Annotated in this window: 16 protein-coding genes; all 16 read left to right on the forward strand. The window is 68.8% G+C overall.

The window, feature by feature from the left end:
- The first annotated feature begins 69 nt into the window (after window positions 1-69).
- Window positions 70-1,665: a UDP-N-acetylmuramoyl-L-alanyl-D-glutamate--2,6-diaminopimelate ligase gene (locus ACIA75_RS12570; protein ID WP_397103029.1), complete on the forward strand. Its 1,596-nt coding sequence runs from the start codon at window positions 70-72 to the stop codon at window positions 1,663-1,665.
- Window positions 1,666-1,834: 169 nt separating this feature from the next.
- Window positions 1,835-3,439, forward strand: a complete 1,605-nt coding sequence (gene murF, locus ACIA75_RS12575; protein WP_397103031.1) for a UDP-N-acetylmuramoyl-tripeptide--D-alanyl-D-alanine ligase — start codon at window positions 1,835-1,837, stop codon at window positions 3,437-3,439.
- A complete protein-coding gene (gene mraY / locus ACIA75_RS12580) occupies window positions 3,436-4,512 on the forward strand; it encodes a phospho-N-acetylmuramoyl-pentapeptide-transferase (protein WP_397103033.1) in 1,077 nt (358 codons plus the stop codon). Before murF ends, mraY begins: the two co-directional genes overlap by 4 nt.
- A gap of 49 nt (window positions 4,513-4,561) precedes the next feature.
- Window positions 4,562-6,028: a UDP-N-acetylmuramoyl-L-alanine--D-glutamate ligase gene (murD, locus tag ACIA75_RS12585; protein WP_397103476.1), complete on the forward strand. Its 1,467-nt coding sequence runs from the start codon at window positions 4,562-4,564 to the stop codon at window positions 6,026-6,028.
- Window positions 6,025-7,467 (forward strand): putative lipid II flippase FtsW, encoded by a 1,443-nt coding sequence (gene ftsW, locus ACIA75_RS12590; RefSeq protein WP_397103035.1) that lies wholly within the window; start codon window positions 6,025-6,027, stop codon window positions 7,465-7,467. Before murD ends, ftsW begins: the two co-directional genes overlap by 4 nt.
- 119 nt (window positions 7,468-7,586) lie before the next feature.
- Window positions 7,587-8,699 carry an undecaprenyldiphospho-muramoylpentapeptide beta-N-acetylglucosaminyltransferase gene (murG, locus tag ACIA75_RS12595; protein WP_397103478.1) on the forward strand — a complete coding sequence of 371 codons (1,113 nt, stop codon included), beginning with the start codon at window positions 7,587-7,589 and terminating at the stop codon, window positions 8,697-8,699.
- Window positions 8,700-8,767: 68 nt separating this feature from the next.
- Entirely contained in the window at window positions 8,768-10,207 is a 1,440-nt protein-coding gene (gene murC, locus ACIA75_RS12600) for a UDP-N-acetylmuramate--L-alanine ligase (protein ID WP_397103480.1), read from the forward strand.
- Between the two features lie 6 nt (window positions 10,208-10,213).
- Complete coding sequence (locus ACIA75_RS12605; protein WP_397103037.1) at window positions 10,214-10,906, forward strand: cell division protein FtsQ/DivIB; 693 nt, start codon at window positions 10,214-10,216, stop codon at window positions 10,904-10,906.
- Between the two features lie 382 nt (window positions 10,907-11,288).
- Window positions 11,289-12,584, forward strand: coding sequence for a cell division protein FtsZ (ftsZ, locus tag ACIA75_RS12610; protein ID WP_397103039.1), 1,296 nt, complete (start codon window positions 11,289-11,291; stop codon window positions 12,582-12,584).
- Between the two features lie 135 nt (window positions 12,585-12,719).
- Window positions 12,720-13,448, forward strand: a complete 729-nt coding sequence (gene pgeF, locus ACIA75_RS12615; protein ID WP_397103041.1) for a peptidoglycan editing factor PgeF — start codon at window positions 12,720-12,722, stop codon at window positions 13,446-13,448.
- Between the two features lie 68 nt (window positions 13,449-13,516).
- On the forward strand, window positions 13,517-14,215 hold the full coding sequence (locus ACIA75_RS12620) for a YggS family pyridoxal phosphate-dependent enzyme (protein WP_397103482.1): 699 nt from the start codon (window positions 13,517-13,519) through the stop codon (window positions 14,213-14,215).
- A gap of 187 nt (window positions 14,216-14,402) precedes the next feature.
- Window positions 14,403-15,167, forward strand: coding sequence for a cell division protein SepF (locus tag ACIA75_RS12625; RefSeq protein WP_397103043.1), 765 nt, complete (start codon window positions 14,403-14,405; stop codon window positions 15,165-15,167).
- Window positions 15,168-15,257: 90 nt separating this feature from the next.
- Complete coding sequence (locus ACIA75_RS12630; RefSeq protein ID WP_280398432.1) at window positions 15,258-15,560, forward strand: YggT family protein; 303 nt, start codon at window positions 15,258-15,260, stop codon at window positions 15,558-15,560.
- A 63-nt stretch (window positions 15,561-15,623) separates the two neighbouring features.
- Window positions 15,624-16,469: a DivIVA domain-containing protein gene (locus tag ACIA75_RS12635; RefSeq protein ID WP_397103046.1), complete on the forward strand. Its 846-nt coding sequence runs from the start codon at window positions 15,624-15,626 to the stop codon at window positions 16,467-16,469.
- 57 nt (window positions 16,470-16,526) lie between these two features.
- On the forward strand, window positions 16,527-16,724 hold the full coding sequence (locus ACIA75_RS12640; protein ID WP_397103048.1) for a hypothetical protein: 198 nt from the start codon (window positions 16,527-16,529) through the stop codon (window positions 16,722-16,724).
- Window positions 16,725-17,113: 389 nt separating this feature from the next.
- Complete coding sequence (gene ileS, locus ACIA75_RS12645) at window positions 17,114-20,257, forward strand: isoleucine--tRNA ligase (protein WP_397103050.1); 3,144 nt, start codon at window positions 17,114-17,116, stop codon at window positions 20,255-20,257.
- Window positions 20,258-20,424 lie beyond the last annotated feature (167 nt).

A 20,424-nucleotide genomic window follows, 5' to 3' on the forward strand; every position in this document is an offset into this window, starting at 1 on the left:
CCGAGACCCGGCGTCGGTACCCTGACTCGTCGTCGTATCCGCGCGCTCCATCATGCAGAGAGGAACCCCGTGCCCGCGCAGTCCAGCCAGCATGTGCTGCGGCCCGCCCGGCCGCCGTCGACACCGCTGTCCGATCTGCTCGAAACGATCGCCGCCGACCCTCGGCCACCGGTGCCCGCCGACCTGCTGATCACCGGTATCGAACAGCGCTCCGACGCCGTACTCCCCGGCGACCTGTTCGCCGCACTACCCGGTTCCCGCGCACACGGCGCGCGCTTCGCCGCAGACGCTGTGGCGCGGGGCGCTGTCGCCGTGCTGACCGATGCCGCGGGTGCCGAGACGGCAGGTGATCTCGGAGTGCCTGTGCTGGTGCGGGAGAACCCGCGCGCGGTACTGGGCGAACTGTCGGCGGTGATCTACGGCCATCCGTCCGAGCGGTTGTCGATCATCGGGATCACCGGTACCTCCGGGAAGACCACCACCTCGTACCTGGTGGAGGCCGGGCTGGCCGCCGCGGGCCGGTCCACGGCGCTGATCGGCACCATCGAGACCCGGATCGGCGGCCGCCGGGTGCCCAGCGCGCTCACCACTCCGGAAGCTCCGCAGCTGCACGCCGTTTTCGCGCTGATGGTGGAACAGGGCGTGGACGCGGTGGTGATGGAGGTGTCCAGTCACGCGCTGGCGCTGGGCCGGGTGGACGGGGTGCGGTTCGCGGTGGGCGCGTTCACCAACCTCTCGCAGGACCATCTGGATTTCCACGCCGATTTCGAAGACTATTTCGCGGCCAAACGCCGGTTGTTCGAACCCGATTCGCCGGTGGCGGCCCGGACCGCGGTTGTGAATGTCGACGATGCCTGGGGCCGCCGTCTCGCCGACGGCCTGGCCGAGCCGGTGCGGGTCTGCACGACCGGGCCGGCGGATTGGTCGCTGGCCGGTCCGGCGCGTGCGCACGGCGGTGAACAGGAATTCACTGTGGCCGGTCCCGAGGGCGAGACCGTCGTGCGGTTGCGGCTGCCCGGCGACTACAACGTCGCCAACGGATTGCTCGCGATCGCGGTGTGCGCGGCGGCGGGAGTCGCGCCCGCGACCGCCGCGCCCGCCCTGGCCGCGGTGGATGTGCCGGGGCGGATGCAGCGGGTGGACCACGGACAGGATTTCCTCGTGCTGGTGGACTACGCGCACAAACCCGCCGCGGTGGAGTCGGTGATCGCGACCCTGCGCGCCCATCTCGCCGCCGCGGAGAGCGGCGGCCGGCTCGCGGTGGTGGTCGGTGCCGGTGGCGACCGCGACCCCGGTAAACGTGGACTGATGGGTGCGGCGGCCGCGCGTGGCGCGGACCTGGTGATCGTCACCGACGATAATCCGCGGACCGAGGATCCGGCCGCGATCCGCGCGGCGCTGGTGGCGGGAGCGCAGAGCGTGCCCGACGAACAGCGCGGCGAAGTACGCGATATCGGCGACCGCGCCGCGGCGATCGAGGCCGCGATCGGCTGGGCACGCGTGGGTGATGTGGTGCTCGTGGCCGGTAAGGGACATGAGGTAGGACAGGAGATCCAGGGCGTGAAATATCCGTTCGACGACCGCGAGGTGCTCACCGCGGCGATCGAGGCGATCCGACGGGACGGCCCGCAGAGTACGAATGCGGAGGATTTGACGGTTCCATGATCGACATCACCCCACCGGACGACACCCGCATGACGGCGTGCGGAGCAGACATGACACAGCCGTATCGGCAGTCGGTGCCATCGGGCGATCGTGCTCACCGCTGGGCGGGCCGGCCGGCTGTCCGCCTGCGGAGACCGCATCGGACCGTGACCCTTCCCGGCGGTGGCCGGTGAATCGGGAACCCACCGAGAGAGAAACAGGAACCCCCGTCCGACCGGGCTGGGCGGAGGTCACCCTGCGGGATATCGCCGGCATTGTCGGCGGCGAGCTCCACGACGTCGACGACGCCGAGGTAGCGGTCACCGGTACGGTCGAGTTCGATTCGCGCCGGATCGGTCCCGGGGGTCTGTTCGTCGCACTGCCCGGTGAGCACGTGGACGGTCACGATTTCGCGCAGGCCGCGATCGATGCGGGGGCGGTGGCGGTGCTCGCCGCCCGTCCGATCGGCGTGCCCGCGATCGTCGTCCCGTCCGTGACGGCCACCGGCACGTCGGCGAATTCGCTTGCTCTGGAGCATGATTCCGACGGCTCCGGCGCTGCGGTGCTGGCCGCGCTGGCCGCGCTGGCCGAGTCCCACGTGCGCCGGCTGGTCGCCGCGGGCGGACTGACCGTCGTCGGCGTCACCGGTTCGTCCGGGAAGACCTCGACCAAGGATCTGCTGGCGGCGGTGCTGACGCCGCTCGGCCCGGTGGTCGCCCCGCCGGGTTCGTTCAACAACGAAATCGGTCATCCGTGGACCGCGCTGCGCGCCGGACCGGACACCCGGTTCCTGGTGCTCGAGTTGTCCGCCCGCCGGCCCGGCAATATCGCCGCGCTGGCGCGGGTGGCACCGCCGAGTATCGGCGTGGTGCTCAACGTCGGCACCGCGCACCTCGGTGAATTCGGTAGCCGGGAGGCCATCGCCCAGACGAAGGGCGAACTCGTGGAAGCCCTGCCGGACACCGGGCTGGCCGTGCTGAATGCCGACGATGCGAAGGTCAGTGCGATGGCAGCCCGGACGGCTGCCCGCGTGACCATGGTGGGACAGGCCGCCGCAGCGGATATCCGGGCCACCGGTATCACCCTCGACGATCAGGCCCGTGCCTCCTTCACGCTGCACACGCCCGCGGGTGATCGCGAGATCACCTTGGCGGTGCACGGGGAGCACCAGGTGGGTAATGCCCTGTCGGCGGCGGCGGTGGCGCTGGAATGCGGCGCCGATCTCGACACTCTCGCCGCCGCGCTGGCCGGCGCCCGGGCCGCCTCGGCGCGCCGGATGGACGTGCGCACCAGTCCGGCCGGGGTCACGGTGATCAACGATTCCTACAACGCCAACCCGGATTCCATGCGTGCCGCGCTGAAAGCGCTGGTCACCATGGCGCGGGCCGGTGCCACACCACGCCGCAGTTGGGCGGTACTCGGTGAAATGGCCGAACTCGGCCCCGAATCGGTGGTGGAACACGACGCGATCGGCCGCCTGGCCGTCCGCCTGGATGTGCACCGGCTCATCGTGGTCGGCACCGGACGGCCCTCCCGGGGCATGCACCAGGGAGCGGTCATGGAAGGCTCATGGGGTGAGGAGTCGGTGCTCGTCCCGGATATCGAAGCGGCCGTACGCCTGCTCGACGCCGAAGTCGAAGCGGGTGACGTGGTGCTGGTGAAGGCATCGCAGTCGGTCGGACTGTGGACTGTGGCCGAGCAGTTGCTGGCCGCGGGAGAGAACTCGGGTGCCGGTACGCCGGCACCGGGCGGCGCCGGCGCCGCCGGTGGGGTGAGCACGGAGGCAGTGCGTTGAGACAGATCTTGTTCGCGGCGGCGATCGCACTGACGGTGTCGATCCTGTTGACTCCGCTGCTGATCCGGATATTCGCCCGGCGGGGCTTCGGGCAGGAGATCCGGGTCGACGGACCGGCCAGCCATCAGTCCAAACGTGGCACACCCACCATGGGCGGGGTCGCGATCATCATCGGTATGTGGGCCGGCTATCTGGGATCCCACCTGATCGGCATCGGCTACGAGGCCGAGGGGCCCACGGCGTCCGCGCTGCTGGTGCTCGGCCTCGCCACAGCGCTGGGCGTGGTCGGGTTCATCGACGATTTCATCAAGATCCGCAAGGGCCGCAATCTGGGGCTCACGGCGGCGGGTAAATACCTGGGCCAGGTCACGGCGGCGGTGGTGTTCGGTGTGCTCGCCCTGCAGTTCCCGGGCGGCAGCGGACTCACCCCGGCCGGCCGGCAACTGTCGTATGTGCGCGATATCAACACCGTCACCATGAGCGTGGTGGTGTTCCTGGCGTTCATCTGCTTCATCGTCGTCGCCTGGTCCAACGCGGTGAATCTCACCGACGGCCTGGACGGGTTGGCGGCCGGGTCGATGAGCCTGGTGCTCGGCGGCTATGTGGTCATCACCTTCTGGCAGTACTACCACTCGTGCGAGACCAAACCCGAGACCGGCTGCTACAACGTGCGCGACCCGCTGGACCTGGCCTTGGTCTGCGCCGCCGGGACTGCGGCGTGTATCGGCTTCCTCTGGTGGAACGCCGCGCCCGCCAAGATCTTCATGGGCGATACCGGTTCGCTGGCGCTGGGCGGTCTGCTGGCCGGTATTTCCGTCACCACCCGCACCGAACTGCTGATGGTCGTCATCGGCGCGCTGTTCGTCGCCGAGGCGGCGTCGGTGGCGCTGCAGATCGCGGTGTTCCGGACCACCCGCAACCGGTTGTTCAAGATGGCGCCGTTCCATCACCATTTCGAGCTGAGCAAATGGGCGGAGACCACGGTGATCATCAGGTTCTGGTTGCTGGCCGCCATGGCCTCGGCGGCCGGCCTAGCCCTGTTCTACAGCGAATATCTCTCCGCGGTCGGGTGAGCTGACGATGGAGGAACACGTACCACGGGCCCTGCGCTCGCCGGGTCCGATGCTGGAATTCCTGCGCGGCCGCGAGGTACTGGTCGCGGGCTGGGGGATTTCGGGCCGGTCGCTGATCGCGCCGCTGCGCGATATCGGTGCCCGCCCGGTGGTCACCGACAGCGGGGCGCGCGCCCTGGCCGAGGCGGCCGAACTGGGGCTCGATATCGCCCCCGCCCCCGAACTGGAGAACACCGACTGGTCGCGGTTCGCGCTGGTGATCACCAGTCCGGGCTGGCGTCCCGATTCGCCCGTGCTGGCCTCGGCGGTCGCCGAGGGGATCCCGGTCTGGGGTGATGTGGAGTTCGCCTGGTGGGTCGACCAGGCCCGGATCTACGGTCCGGTACGCAAATGGCTGGTGGTGACCGGCACCAACGGTAAGACGACCACCACCTCGATGACCTATTCCATCCTGCGGGCCGCCGGTATCCCCAGCGTGGCCTGCGGAAATATCGGCCTGCCCATCCTCGACGCACTGCGCCGCAATCCCGGCCCCCAGGTGCTCGCGGTGGAACTGTCCTCGTTCCAGCTGCACTGGGCGCCCTCGGTGCGCCCGGAAGCCGGAGTCGTGCTGAATGTCGCCGAGGACCATCTGGACTGGCACGGCGGACTCGACGCCTATGCGGCGGCCAAAGCCCGCGCGCTGCTGGGGCGGGTCGGGATCGTCGGACTCGACGACCCGATCGCGGCCGGCCTGGCGCGCCGGTCGAAGGCGCGCCGCACCCTCGGTTTCCGGATCGGTGTACCCGCCGACGGCGAACTCGGCGTGGTCGACGGAAAACTGCTGGACCGCGCGTTCACCAAGGCGGCGATCCTGGCCGAGGCCAAGGAGATCAGCCCGCCCGGACCTGCCGGTATCGCCGACGCGCTGGCCGCCGCCGCGCTGACCCGGGCGATCGACGTGGCACCGCAGTTCGTCCGCGAGGGCCTGGTGGAGCACAAGGTCGGACCGCATCGGTCGGCGCTGGTGCGGGAACTGGGCGGGGTCGAGTTCGTCGACGATTCCAAGGCCACCAACCCGCATGCCGCGCGGTCGTCGATCCTGGCCCATCAGCAGGTGATCTGGCTGGCCGGTGGCCAGTTGAAGGGTGCCCACGTCGAAGATCTGGTGGAAGAGGTGGCCGAGCGGCTGGTCGCCGTCGTGCTGTTCGGGCAGGATGCGTCGGTGATCGCGTCCGCGCTGGCGCGACACGCGCCGGAAGTCCCCGTGGTCGAGCTGGATACGCGAGATTATTCCGGCATGGGCCAGGCCGTTATGAACGAAGCGATCACGGGCACGCCGGATACCGATATCGCCGATGCGATCATGGCCCGCGCGGTGCGGGAGGCGGCGGCGTTCGCCGGCCCCGGCGATACGGTGCTGCTGGCCCCGGCAGCGGCCTCGTTCGACATGTTCACCGATTACACCCACCGCGGCCGCAGTTTCGCCGGCGCGGTCGAGGAGCTGAAGGACGAGGACCTCGGGCGGCGGTTATGAGACCGCGCGGCACGCGACAGATCCAGGTGGGCCGGTTCGGCGCCTGGCTGGCGCGGCCGCTGGCCTCGTTCCACCTGGTGGTCACCATCGCCACCCTGCTGACCGTGCTGGGTCTGGTGATGGTGTTGTCGGCGTCGAGTGTGGAGGCCTATGCCGACGACGGTTCGGCCTACAAACTGTTCGTGGACCAGGCGATGTTCGCGGTGATCGGTGCCGTGCTGTTCTACCTCGCCCTGCGGATTCCGCTGCGCTGGTTGCGGCAGGCGTCGTTCCCGCTGTTCGGGTTGTCGGTCCTGCTGCTGGTGCTGGTGCTGGTGCCCGGTATCGGCAGTACGGTGAACGGCGCGCGTCGTTGGATCGACCTGGGACTTTTCTCGATCCAGCCGTCCGAACTGGTCAAGGTGACCTTCGTGGTGTGGGGTGCGCACCTGCTGGTGTCGCGGCGCGCCGCCGCGCGGGCGGCCAATGATCCGGGCGGGTTGAAGAATCTGCTGGTACCGCTGGTCCCGGCCGGTCTGCTGGTCTGTCTGCTGATCGTGTTGCAGCCGAACCTGTCCACCACGATCGCGCTCGGGATCGTCCTGCTGGCGCTGCTGTGGTTCGGCGGGCTGCCGCTGCGGTTGTTCGTCGCGATCCTCGCCTCCGGTGCGATCGCCGCCCTGGTCCTGGCGCTGTCGGCCGGGTACCGCTCCGACCGGATGCGGGCCTTCTTCAATCCCGGCGACGATCCGCAGGGCATCAACTACCAGGCCCGCCAGGCGATGTACTCGCTCGCCGACGGGGGTTTGTGGGGCCGGGGCCTGGGCCAGAGCCGGGCCAAATGGAGCTACCTGCCCAACTCGCACAACGATTTCATCTTCGCCATCATCGGCGAGGAGCTCGGTTTTCTGGGCTGTGCCCTGGTGCTGGGCCTGTTCGCCCTGTTCGTCTACACCGGCCTGCGGATTGCGGCACGTTCGGTGGACCCCTTCCTGCGACTGCTCACCGCCACCGCGACCACCTGGATCACCGGGCAGGCGCTGATCAATATCGGGTACGTGGTCGGGCTGCTGCCCGTCACCGGGCTGCAGCTGCCGCTGGTATCGGCCGGTGGTTCGTCGCTGGCGCTGACTCTGCTGATGTTCGGCATCGTCGCCAACGCCGCCCGGCACGAACCCGAGGCCGTCGCGGCGCTGCACGCGGGGCAGGACGGCCGGGTCAGTCGTTTGCTGCGGCTGCCCAAGCCCGAGATCTACCATCCGCGGTCCCGCCCGGGTACGCCGGCCAAAGGCACCCAGGGGCAGGCCCGCGGGGCGCCCTCCGACCGCTCCCGGGACCGCGACCAGCCGCGAGCCCGCACCCGGGCCAACAGCCGGGGTACGGATACGCTGCGGGCGACGCGGGCCTGGGAACCCACCTATTCGGTGACACACGCACGAGAACGGGGAAAGTACAGGTGAGCGCACCTCAGTCCGCCCACGAGGATTCGGCCCACGAGATCTCGGACCAGGAGGATTCGGCGCACAACGATTCGGCCCGGCAGGATTCGGCCCATGAGGATCCGGCCCGGCCGGATTCGATCCGGCCTGCGGACGGAATATCGGTGATCGTCGCCGGTGGGGGTACGGCCGGTCATATCGAACCGGCCTTGGCCGTCGCCGACGCGCTGCACCGGCTGGCCCCGGGGATCCGGGTGACCGCCCTGGGCACCCAGCGCGGGCTGGAAACGACACTTGTTCCCGAGCGCGGTTACCCGCTGGAGCTGATCCCGCCGGTTCCGCTGCCGCGGAAGCCGAGTATGGATCTGCTGCGGCTGCCCGGCCGCGTCCGGGCGTCGGTGGCACGCACCCGGGAGATCATCGACGCGGTCGGCGCCGATGTCATCGTCGGGTTCGGGGGATATGTCGCGTTGCCGGCGTATCTCGCCGCCGGACCCGGTGTCCTGCGGCGCCGCCGCGCGGTGCCGATCGTGGTGCACGAGGCGAATGCCAAAGCGGGGATCGCGAACAAGGTGGGTGCCCGGCGTGCCACCCGGGTACTCGCGGCGGTTCCGGATTCCGGGCTGGCCGCCGATATCGTCGGTATCCCGGTGCGTTCGGCCATCACCTCGCTGGACCGGGCCGGATTGCGCGCGCAGGCCCGGGAACATTTCGGGCTGCCCGCCGAGGGGCCGGTCCTGCTGGTGTTCGGTGGCTCCCAGGGTGCGCGGTCGATCAACGAGGCGATCTCCGGCGCCGCGCCGCAGCTCGCCGCCGCGGGGGTTTCGGTGCTGCACGCGCACGGCCCGAAGAACACCCTGGACGTGGTGGCCACGGACCCCCGCGCGCCCTATGTCGCGGTTCCCTACCTTTCCCGGATGGATCTCGCGTACGCGGCCGCCGACGCGGTGGTCTGCCGCAGCGGTGCGATGACGGTGGCCGAGGTGTCGGCGGTGGGTCTGCCCGCGGTGTATGTGCCGCTGCCACACGGTAACGGCGAGCAGGAACTCAATGCGCGACCCGTCGTCGCCGCCGGTGGTGGCAGAATCGTCGGTGACCCGGAACTGTCCCCGAAGTATGTGACCGACGAGGTGATACCGCTGCTCACGGATCCAGCACGCATTGCCGAGATGGGCCGCGCCGCCGCCGGTGCCGGCCATCGCGACGCCGCCGACGAAGTCGCGCGGATCGTGTTGCGGGCGGCGGGCCGGTGAGCGAGGACCAGGTGACCGCGGTCCCCGGCGGGCCGGGTGCGCTACCGCCGGAACTGAGCCGGGTGCATATGGTCGGGATCGGTGGCGCCGGGATGTCCGGTATCGCCCGGATCCTGTTGTCGCGCGGTGGGGCCGTCTCCGGTTCCGATGCCAAGGAGAGTCGCGGTGTGCTGGCCCTGCGGGCGCGCGGCGCGCAGGTGCGTATCGGTCACGACGCCGGCGCGCTGGACCTGCTGCCCGGCGGTCCCACGGTGGTGGTGACGACCTACGCCGCCATCCCGAAGACCAATCCCGAACTGGTCGAAGCGCACCGCCGCGATATCCCGGTGCTGCTGCGGCCGGCCGTTCTGGCCGCGTTGATGAGCGGCCATCACACCCTGCTGGTTTCGGGCACCCACGGTAAGACCTCGACCACCTCGATGTTGATCGTCGCGCTGCAGCACTGCGGACTGGATCCGTCGTTCGCGGTGGGCGGTGAACTGAACGAGGCGGGCACCAACGCCCATCACGGCAGCGGCGATACGTTCGTGGCCGAGGCCGACGAGAGCGACGGGTCGCTGCTGCAGTACGACCCCGATGTCGCCGTGGTCACCAATATCGAATCCGATCATCTCGATTTCTTCGGGTCCGACGATGCCTACGTGCAGGTCTTCGACGATTTCACCGACCGGCTCACCACGGGCGGCCTGCTGGTGGTGTGCCTGGACGATCCGGGCGCGCGGGCTCTCGCCGAGCGGACCGGGCAGCGCCTGGCCGAGCGCGGAGTCCGGGTCCTCGGCTACGGCTCGGGGGATCTGCCCGACGCGCCGATCCCCGTCGGGGTCCGGCTGCACAGCTGGGAGCCGCGGGATGTCGGCGGTATCGCCCAGTTCCAGCTCACCGGCGAGGCGGCGCCGCGGACGTTGCGGCTTTCGGTGCCGGGCCGGCATATGGCGCTCAACGCGCTGGCCGCGCTACTGGCGGCGCGCGCCGCGGGCGCCGATATCGACGAGATCATCCAGGGGCTGGAAGGTTTCGGCGGGGTGCACCGCCGGTTCCAGTTCGTGGGCCGGGAGAACGGCGTCCGGGTTTTCGACGATTACGCCCACCATCCCACCGAGGTCCGCGCCGTTCTCGGCGCCGCCGCGGAATTGGTCGACCAGGAGGCACGCGACGGCGCCCGGTCGCGCCGGGGCCGGGTGATCGTGGTCTTCCAGCCGCACCTGTACAGCCGCACGGCGACTTTCGCCGCCGAATTCGGCGCCGCCCTCGACCTGGCCGACGAAGTGGTGGTGCTGGACGTGTACGGGGCCCGGGAGGAGCCGTTGCCGGGGGTCAACGGTGCCCTGGTCGCGCAGGCGGTCGGGAAACCCGTGCACTACCAACCCGATATGTCGCGGGTGGGCCGACAGGTCGCCGGTCTGGCCCAGCCCGGCGATGTGGTGATCACGATGGGCGCCGGGGATGTCACCATGCTCGGCAGCCAGATCTTGGACGGACTACGCGCGCGTCCGCAGTACGGGCGGTGACGCGGGGTGCGGTCCGGGACGCGACGATTCGGGGTGGGCGGATTGCGGCGTTTCCGGCTGTGGGCGGTGGTCGCGGTGGCCGTGGTGATCACAGTCGTCGCCCTGGCCTGGTTCACGCCGGTACTGTCGGTGCGCGAGGTGCGGATCGAAGGGGCGCACGCCGTACCCGAGGACAAGATCCGGGAGCTGTTGCAGATCCCGGGCCAAGGTTCGATTCTGCGGATCGATACCGCCGCGATGGCCGCGCGGGTGGCGAGTATTCCGACGGTGCGCAGCGCGCGGGTGCAGCGGGTGCTGCCGTCGACGGTGCGGGTGCGGATCGAGGAACGAACTCCGGTGCTGTACTACGACACTCCCGAAGGTGCGCATCTGCTGGATGCGGACGGGGTCGAGTACGCCATCGAGCCGGCGCCGATCGGCGTCCCGGAGTTGCTGACCGAGCGGCCGGGTACCGCGGACGTGCTGACCAGAGCGGCGATCGCCGTGGTATCGGTGCTGCCACCACAATTGACGGTGCAGGTGGACAGTGTGCATGCCGAGACCGTCTCGGATATTTCGCTGACACTGCGCGACGGTCGCACGGTACTGTGGGGCAGCAGCGAGGACGGCGAACGCAAATCGGCGGTGGTGCTGCCGCTGCTAACGCGTCCGGGATCCGTGTTCGACGTCTCGAGTCCCAGTCTGGTCACGGTAAAATGAACTCCACCACTCTTGTTCGGTTCGCCCCTGTTCGATTCCACGGGCCGCAACCCGGGTCGTTCGTCCGGCGGATGCCCGCGGCGGGGGCCGGGGGCGTCCCACGATGTGGGCGCGGACCGCACGGCAACCGTTCACGATACGACGCATACCGTCCCGGCGTCGGTGCGTTCGGCAAAGAAACTGGTTTTCGCCTCGGCGCGCCTGCGAGCGGATCGCGACGGCGGCGAATAGCGTTCGGCACCAGCCGGATACTTGACATAACTCCAACCCTATGGTTGAGGTTCAGGGTTCGCCCGGATCACGGACCGCGGATTGCTATCTCGCGGACCGCAAACGGGTATCCGAAAACGACAGACTTTGGATCGAAGGAAGGCGAGAGCTCATGACGCCCCCGCACAACTACCTTGCCGTGATCAAGGTCGTCGGTATCGGCGGCGGCGGCGTGAACGCCGTCAACCGAATGATCGAGCAGGGTCTCAAGGGTGTCGAGTTCATTGCGGTGAACACCGACGCCCAGGCCCTGCTGATGAGCGATGCCGACGTGAAGCTCGATGTCGGGCGGGAGCTCACCCGGGGACTCGGCGCCGGCGCCGACCCGGAGGTAGGCCGTAAGGCCGCCGAGGATCACAAGGACGAGATCGAAGAGGTGCTCAAGGGTGCCGATATGGTCTTCGTGACCGCGGGTGAGGGCGGCGGTACCGGTACCGGCGGCGCGCCCGTGGTGGCGAGTATCGCGCGCAAACTCGGCGCGCTGACCATCGGCGTGGTCACCCGCCCGTTCTCGTTCGAGGGCAAGCGGCGCGGTAACCAGGCCGAGGTGGGTATCAACCTGCTGCGCGAATCCTGCGACACCTTGATCGTCATCCCGAACGATCGGCTGCTGCAGCTCGGCGATGCCGCGGTGAGCCTGATGGACGCGTTCCGCTCCGCCGACGAAGTGCTCCTCAACGGTGTGCAGGGCATCACCGATCTGATCACCACCCCGGGTCTGATCAACGTCGACTTCGCCGACGTCAAGAGCGTGATGTCCGGCGCCGGCAGTGCATTGATGGGTATCGGTTCGTCCCGCGGTGAGGGCAGATCGGTCAAAGCGGCGGAGGCGGCGATCAATTCGCCGCTGCTGGAGGCCTCGATGGACGGCGCGCACGGCGTGCTGCTCTCGATCGCCGGTGGTTCGGACCTGGGTCTGTTCGAGATCAACGAGGCCGCGTCGCTGGTGCAGGAAGCCGCGCATATCGAGGCCAACATCATTTTCGGTACGGTGATCGACGATTCGCTCGGCGACGAGGTCCGGGTGACCGTGATCGCCGCCGGCTTCGATGGTGGCGGTCCGGCGCGGCGTACTTTCGAATCGGCCGCCGGCCGGGGTTCGCTGGGTTCCGGCCGTAGCACGGAGATCTCCGCGCAGTCCTCCCGCACCGCCGAACTCGGTCACTCGCGTACCGCTGAACTCGGTGCGGGCCGTGGCCACTCGGAGGAATCCGCGCCCGTCCGGTCGGCCGATACCGGTTCGTCGGTCGCCCGCGGCCCCGCGCCGAGTTACCGGGATACCGAACGTGGCCGAGGTGCGGTGGATCCCACGCTGACCCACAACAGCCGGTCGCATATCCAGCCGCCGGCCGCCGAGTTGCCCGACGACGACGATGATGTCGACGTCCCGGATTTCATGCGCCGCTGAGGCGGTCGGTCCCGTCCGCCCGGACGGTCCGTACGCGGTGATACCCGCGGATGCGGACCCTCCGGGCTGCTGCTGTCGCCACCCCGCACGGCCGGGAACGGAGCGTTCCCGGCCGATGCCATTAGGCTCGACATCATGACTGCGGCATCGGTACTGACGGTTCGACGAGTAGTGACCACACGCGCCGGAGGTTTCTCCGCGCCGCCGTACGATTCGTTCAACCTCGGCGACCATGTCGGCGACGATCCGGAAGCTGTGCGGCGCAATCGCGCCCGGCTCGCGGCCTCGCTCGGCCTGCCCACCGATCACCTGATCTGGATGGACCAGATCCACGGCCGCACCGTGGCGACGGTCGACGGGCCGCTGTCCGAACCGGTCCCGGGAACGGACGCCCTGGTCACCACCCGGCCGGGGCTGGCGCTGGTGGCGCTGAGCGCGGACTGCGTTCCCATCCTGCTCTCCGATGACGAAGCCGGGGTGATCGCCGCGGTCCACGCCGGCCGGGTCGGGGCGCGGATCGGAATCGTGGGCCGTGTCCTGGACGCGATGATCGCCGCCGGTGCCCGGCCCGAACGGATCGGCGCGCTCCTGGGTCCCGCGGCCAGCGGCCGGCAGTACGAGGTGCCCGCCGAGATGCGGGCCGATATCGAAGCGCATCTGCCCGGTAGCGCCACCACCACCGTGCGGGGCACCCCCGGGCTCGATCTGCGTGCCGGGATCCGCCGTCAGCTCACGGCGGCCGGGGTCGGCGCGATCGCCGAGGATCCCCGCTGCACGATCGAGGACACGACCTTGTTCAGCCATCGCCGCGCCGCGCCGACCGGGCGGCTGGGCAGTGTTATCTGGATGGAGACCGGCGCGTGAGCAGGCCGGCGTCCGGTGTCCCGGACACCGAGCGGTCCGAGGCCGGACGTGGCACCCGCGGCGAGGTACTGGCCCGTCGGCTGACCGGCCTGCTCGCGCGCATCGACGCAGCGTGCGCCGCCGCGGGCCGCGATTCCGCCGAGGTGCGACTGCTTCCGGTGACGAAATACTTCCCTGCCTCCGATATCGCCGAGCTGCATCGTCTGGGCCGCCACGACTTCGGTGAGAACCGGCCGCAGGAGGCGGATGCCAAGGCGGCCGAACTGAGCGAATTGCGGCCGCTGCGCTGGCATCTGATCGGCCGGTTGCAGCGGAACAAGGCGCGGCAGGTCGTGCGGTGGGCGCACGCGGTCCATTCGGTCGACAGCGAACGTCTGGCGACCGCACTCGAAACGGCCGTCGCGGCCGCCTTGGACGCGGGGGAGCGGGAGGCGCCGCTCGAGGTGCTGATCCAGGTGAGCCTCGACGCCGATCCGGCGCGCGGCGGGGTGCGGCCCGCCGGTTTGCCGGCCCTGGCGGACCGTATCGCGAAATCACCGGAACTGCGTTTAGCAGGGCTGATGGCTATTCCGCCGCTGGCTGCCGACCCCGATGCGGAGTTCGCCCGCCTGGCCGGGCTGTATAGCCGGCTGCGCGCCGATCACCCGGAGGCCACGGAGCTGTCCGCCGGAATGTCGAATGATCTTGAAAGAGCTATTGCCCATGGATCGACATGTGTGCGTGTCGGTACCGCCCTCATGGGCGAGCGACCGATAACCTCGGCGTAGCAAACAAACCTCATCAGTCACATTCGACACATATGCTGGGACACGACGAGGGCTGAGCAAGACTTCAACACCCGGCCGCCACCGGGGCCGAAGGAAGGTCGACCAGAATGAGCGAGCGCAGCGAGCGAAAAATCGGCGCAGCCGCAGTCGTGGTCATGACGGAGCCGAGCGACAGCGAGGTGGCGTCGTGAGCACACTGCACAAGTTCAAGGCGTACTTCGGCATGGTTCCGCTCGAGGATTACGAAGACGATTACGTCGACGATCGCACCCCCCGCGGGGTCGACGATCGCGGCGCGCGCCGGCCGCGTGACTACTCCGACCGCGCGCCCCGCGACTACGACGATCGTCCGGACTACGACCGGTACGCCGAGGATCGTTACGACGGCCCCGACTACCGCGAGGCCCCGTATCAGCCCAGCTACCCGCCGCCCCGGCGCGACGACTACCCGGGCGATGCCTACGCCGACGACTACGAGGGTCCGCGCCGCCCCACTCGGATCGACGCCGGTGGTTCCGGCCGGTACCGGCCGGGCGGCGGTGCTTCGCTGCGCGGCGCGACCAGGGGAGCGCTGGCAGTCGATCCCGACGCCGAGGAGCGCCGGCTGGCCGAACGGGTCCGTCCCGAACCGGCCGCCGCCCGCCGTCCCGCGATCTTCGAGGACGGAGGTCCCTTGTCCAGAATCACCACGCTGCGCCCGCGGGATTACAGCGAGGCCGCGATCATCGGCGAGCGGTTCCGGGAGGGCAACCCGGTGATCATGGACCTGGTGGACCTCAGCAACGCCGACGCCAAACGCCTGGTCGATTTCGCGGCCGGCCTGGCCTTCGCCCTGCGTGGTTCGTTCGACAAAGTGGCCACCAAGGTGTTCCTGCTCTCCCCGGCCGATGTCGACGTATCGGCCGAGGAACGCCGCCGGATCGCGGAAACCGGGTTCTACAACCAGAAATAGCGGGCGCGCGCCCGGCTCGGGCGCGATGTGGCCGGGACAGGATCGGCGCGGGCATTTTGCACCGCGCCGATTTTGCGGCAGAGTGAGTTCGTGGCCTTGTTCGCGGTGCTGTACTTCGTACTGTTCATCTTCTGGCTGTTGCTGATCAGCCGGGTGATCGTCGAGTTCATCCGGAGTTTCGCCCGCGACTGGCGTCCCACCGGGGTGGTCGTCGTGATACTCGAGGTGATCTTCACGATCACCGATCCCCCCGTGAAGCTGCTTCGACGGCTGATCCCACCGATCTCGCTGGGCGGAATTCGACTGGATTTGTCGATTATGGTCCTGCTGTTCCTGGTGTTCATCCTCATGTCCGTCGTCAGCAGCCTCGGCGGGTCGGTAACTCCGGTGTGACAGAATGGTCCGAGAAGACTTGCCAGAGCCGCTAGATCTGACAACGCGCGAAGGGATCCTTCCATGCCGCTGACCCCAGCCGATGTGCACAACGTCGCGTTCAGCAAACCGCCTATCGGCAAACGCGGCTACAACGAGGACGAAGTCGATGCCTTCCTGGATCTGGTGGAGCAGGAACTCTCCCGGCTGATCGAGGAGAACGCGGACCTTCGCCAGCGGGTTGCCGAACTCGATGCGGAACTGGCCGATGCCAAGAGCAACCGCGGTCCGGGCGGGCCCGGGCTCGGGAAACCGGTCCAGCAGGCACCTCCGCCGGAACCGGTCAAACCGGTGGTCCAGGCACCGCCCTCGGCGCCCATCCCGGTGGTGCCGGCCGCACCGGCCCCGTCCGACGGCGGTGCCGACGCGAATATGCAGGCCGCCAAGGTGCTGAGCCTGGCGCAGGAGATGGCGGATCGGCTCACCAGCGACGCGAAATCGGAAGCCGAGAATTTGCTGGCGAACGCGCGGGCCAATTCCGAGCGGCTGGTCAACGACGCACGGGCCCGGTCGGAAGAGATGATCGCCGATGCCCGGCACAAATCCGATTCCATGCTTTCCGACGCGCAGACCAGGTCGGACAGTCAGCTGCGGCAGGCCAAGGAGAAGGCCGACGCCCTGCAGGCCGATGCCGAGCGCAAGCACACCGAGATCATGGGCACCATCACCCAGCAGCGCAATGTTCTCGAGAGCCGGATCCAGACCCTCAAAACCTTCGAGCGCGAGTATCGGGTGCGCCTCAAGTCGTATCTGGAGTCGCAGCTCGAGGAACTGGAGAACCGTGGTTCGGCCGTACCGGTGGACGAGGGTGACAGCTTCGATACCGGCGCCAACCAGCTTGCTCCCGCGTCGTTCGGCCAGGGCGAGTAAGCGCTCGACACCGCTGGGGAGCGAACGGGCACCCGGCCTGCTGTCCTGGGGGTCATCATGCTTGTCTTGACACTGGCGCTCGCCGCGATCGGCTTGGTGCTGCTGATCCTGTCCCTGACCACCGGCTCGGTGATCTGGGCCTGGGGCTGCATCGTGGTGTGTGGACTGGGTGCTGTGGTGTTGCTGGTGAGCGCACTGTCGATGCGCGCACCCGATGAAGAACTACCGTCGCGGGACCAGCACGCGAAACGCTGAGGGGGATGCGCGAGGCCGGAGACGGAACTGCTGCGAGCGAAGATAGATCGTCCTTCCGGGGTGTGCGGGCCGTGCGACTCCGCGGGCGCTGTATAAGTGGTTGACCGTCACGGTTAGAATCAAACCTGTAAGTCGGCGACGATCCGGCCATCACCGGGGAGCTTTCGGAAGAACGGCGCCGTGCAGCAGATGATCCGCCAGGCTGCGCACGCTCATTAGAACCGAACGGGAGAGCCCGTCACAGCTCGTAACGAGAGGTCCGCCCGGCCGCCGGGCCGGTGGACAAGCGGGGTGGTACCGCGGTACCGGCGCACCGATTGTGCCGGTCGTCGTCCCCGTGCCGGACACAGCGCGCTCAGGCGCCGGGCACGAGGAGATGTGAATCCGCGATGGCGGACCAGAATTCCAGCAGCAGCGCATATCCGCGTGTCGATCTCGGCGGCGGATCCGGCGTGACCTTCCCCCAGTTGGAACAGGCCGTCCTGGACGCATGGGCCGCCGACGGAACGTTCCGCGCCAGCATCGACAACCGGGCGACCGGGGACGGGGAGTTCGTCTTCTACGACGGCCCGCCGTTTGCCAACGGTCTGCCGCATTACGGGCATTTGCTCACCGGATACGTCAAAGACGTCATCCCCCGTTTTCAGACCATGCGCGGAAAACGGGTCGACCGGCGTTTCGGCTGGGACTGTCACGGGCTGCCGGCGGAAATCGAAGCGGAGAAGCAGCTCGGTATCACGGACAAATCACAGATCGATTCGATGGGTCTCGCGGAATTCAATGCCGCGTGCAAGAGTTCGGTACTCCGCTACACCGGCGAATGGCGTGAGTACGTGACCCGGCAGGCCCGCTGGGTGGACTTCGACAACGATTACAAGACCCTCGATCTCGACTTCATGGAGTCGGTCATGTGGGCCTTCAAGTCGCTGTACGACAAGGGCCTCGTCTACCAGGGTTTCCGGGTGCTGCCGTACAGCTGGTACGAGCAGACTCCGCTGTCGAACCAGGAGACCCGGCTCGACGACGCCTACAAGATGCGTCAGGACCCGGCGGTCACCGTCGATATGGTGCTACGGGTACCGGCCGAGCATCCGCTGCACGAACTCGACGGTGCGGCGGCGCTGATCTGGACCACCACCCCGTGGACCCTGCCGTCCAACCTGGCGGTCGCGGTGCATCCGGATGTGCGCTATGTGCAGGTACGGGGTGTCGACGGTAAGCGGTACCTGCTCGCTGCCGAACGGCTCGGCCATTATTCCCGTGAACTCGGCGAGGAACCGGCCGTGCTCGGCGAGTACGACGGTGCCGCGCTGGTCGGCCTGGACTATGCGCCACCGTTCGACTTCTTTGCCGGCCATCCGCGCGCGCACCGGGTGCTCTCGGCGGACTATGTCGCCACCGACTCCGGTACCGGCCTGGTGCATCTGGCGCCCGCGTTCGGTGAAGAGGATATGGAGGTGTGCAGCACCAACGGGATCGAGCTGGTGCAGCCGCTCGACCCGGGCGGAAAGTTCACCTCGATGGTGCCCCCGTACGAGGGGCTGATGGTGTTCGACGCCAACCCGGTGATCATCAAGGACCTCAAGGCCGCCGGGAAACTGTTGCGGCACGAGACCATCGAGCACTCCTATCCGCACAGCTGGCGGTCGGGACAGCCGCTGATCTATATGGCGGTGCCGTCCTGGTTCGTCGCGGTGACCGAGTTCCGCGAGCGGATGGTGGAGCTGAACAAGCAGGTCAACTGGGTGCCGGAGCATATCCGGGACGGGCAGTTCGGGAAGTGGCTCGAAGGTGCCCGGGACTGGAACATCAGCCGGAACCGGTACTGGGGCAGCCCGATCCCGGTGTGGATGTCCGACGATCCCGAGTATCCCCGCATGGATGTCTACGGTTCGCTCGACGAGCTGGAACGTGATTTCGGGGTCCGGCCCACGGACCTGCACCGACCGATGATCGACGAGCTGACCCGGCCCAACCCCGACGATCCGACCGGCCGCTCGACCATGCGGCGGGTTCCGGAAGTGCTGGACTGCTGGTTCGAATCGGGTTCCATGCCGTTCGCCCAGGTGCACTACCCGTTCGAGAACAAGGACTGGTTCGACACCCATTTCCCCGGCGATTTCATCGTCGAGTACAACGGGCAGACCCGCGGCTGGTTCTACACGCTGCACGTGCTGGCCACCGCGCTGTTCGACAGTCCCGCGTTCTCGAACGTGGTCGCGCACGGCATCGTGCTGGGCGACGACGGCCTGAAGATGAGCAAGTCCAAGGGCAACTACCCCGATGTGAACGAGGTATTCGAGCGCGACGGCTCCGACGCCATGCGCTGGTTCCTGATGAGTTCGCCCGTTCTGCGGGGCGGGAACCTCATCGTGACCGAACGCGGGATCCGCGAGGGCGCGAGCCATGCGCTGCGGCCGCTGTGGAACGCGTGGACCTTCCTGCAGCTCTACGCGGCCGAACCCGGCGTGTGGCGGACGGATTCGGCCAATGTGCTGGATCGCTACATCCTGGCGAAGCTGGCGCAGACCCGCGACCGGATGACCACGGCGTTGCAGGATCTCGATATCGCCGGGGCCTGTGAGGAGCTGCGCGCCTTCGCCGACGCGCTGACCAACTGGTATGTGCGACGGTCGCGTTCGCGTTTCTGGGCCGAGGACCGCGACGCGGTCGATACCCTGCACACCGTCCTGGAGGTCGCGACGCGGTTGGCGGCGCCGCTGCTGCCGCTGGTCACCGAGGTGATCTGGCGTGGTCTGACCGGTGGGCGTTCGGTGCATCTGGCCGACTGGCCCGCCGCCGGTACCCTGCCGGACGACCCGGCGCTGGTCGCGGCGATGGACGAGGCACGCACCGTGTGTTCGACCGTGCTGAGCCTGCGCAAGGCGCAGAAGCTGCGGGTCCGGCTGCCGTTGGCGGAGGTGACCATTGCCGCGCCCGATGCCGAACGGCTGGCCCCGTACGCCGATATCATCGCCGACGAGGTGAATGTCAAGAAGGTCGATCTGACCACCGATGTCGCGGCGCACGGCCGGTTCGAGTTGGCCGTCAACGCGCGGGCCGCCGGGCCGCGGCTGGGTCGTGAGGTGCAGCAGGTGATCAAGGCGGTCAAGGCCGGCGACTGGTCGGAAGGCGCCGACGGTGTGGTCAGCGCGGCCGGAATCGCGCTGCTGCCGGAGGAATACACCCAGCGGCTGGTGGCCGCCGAACCGGAGTCCACCGCGGCGCTGCCCGGTAATGCCGGTCTGGTGGTGCTGAACTCGGTCGTCACCGAGGAACTCGAGGCCGAGGGCTGGGCCCGCGATATCATCCGGGATCTGCAGGAGACCCGGAAATCGCTGGGGCTGGACGTCTCCGACCGGATCACCGCGACGCTCGAGGTGCCGGCCGAACGGCAGCAGTGGGCGCAGACCCATCGTGATCTCATCGCCGGTGAGATCCTGGCCGTCGAACTGGAATTCGGCCCGGTGGGACCGGAGGGCGCGGAACTGACCGGCGGGTCGCGGGCTCGGATCGTCAAGGCGGCCCGGTAGTTCGTGCCCGCCCGGGCGGGCGGCTCATCGGCGGGGGGGGGGGGGGGGGGGGGGGGGCCCCCCCCCCCCCCCCCCCCCCCCCCCCGGCCGCCCGGCGGGGGGGCGGCCCGGGGCGTGGCACAGCAGACCCCCCCCCCGGCGGCCCCCCCCGCGGCGACGTGAAGAAG

This window comes from Nocardia sp. NPDC051750 (genome assembly GCF_044453135.1).
Classification (GTDB): Bacteria; Actinomycetota; Actinomycetes; order Mycobacteriales; family Mycobacteriaceae; genus Nocardia.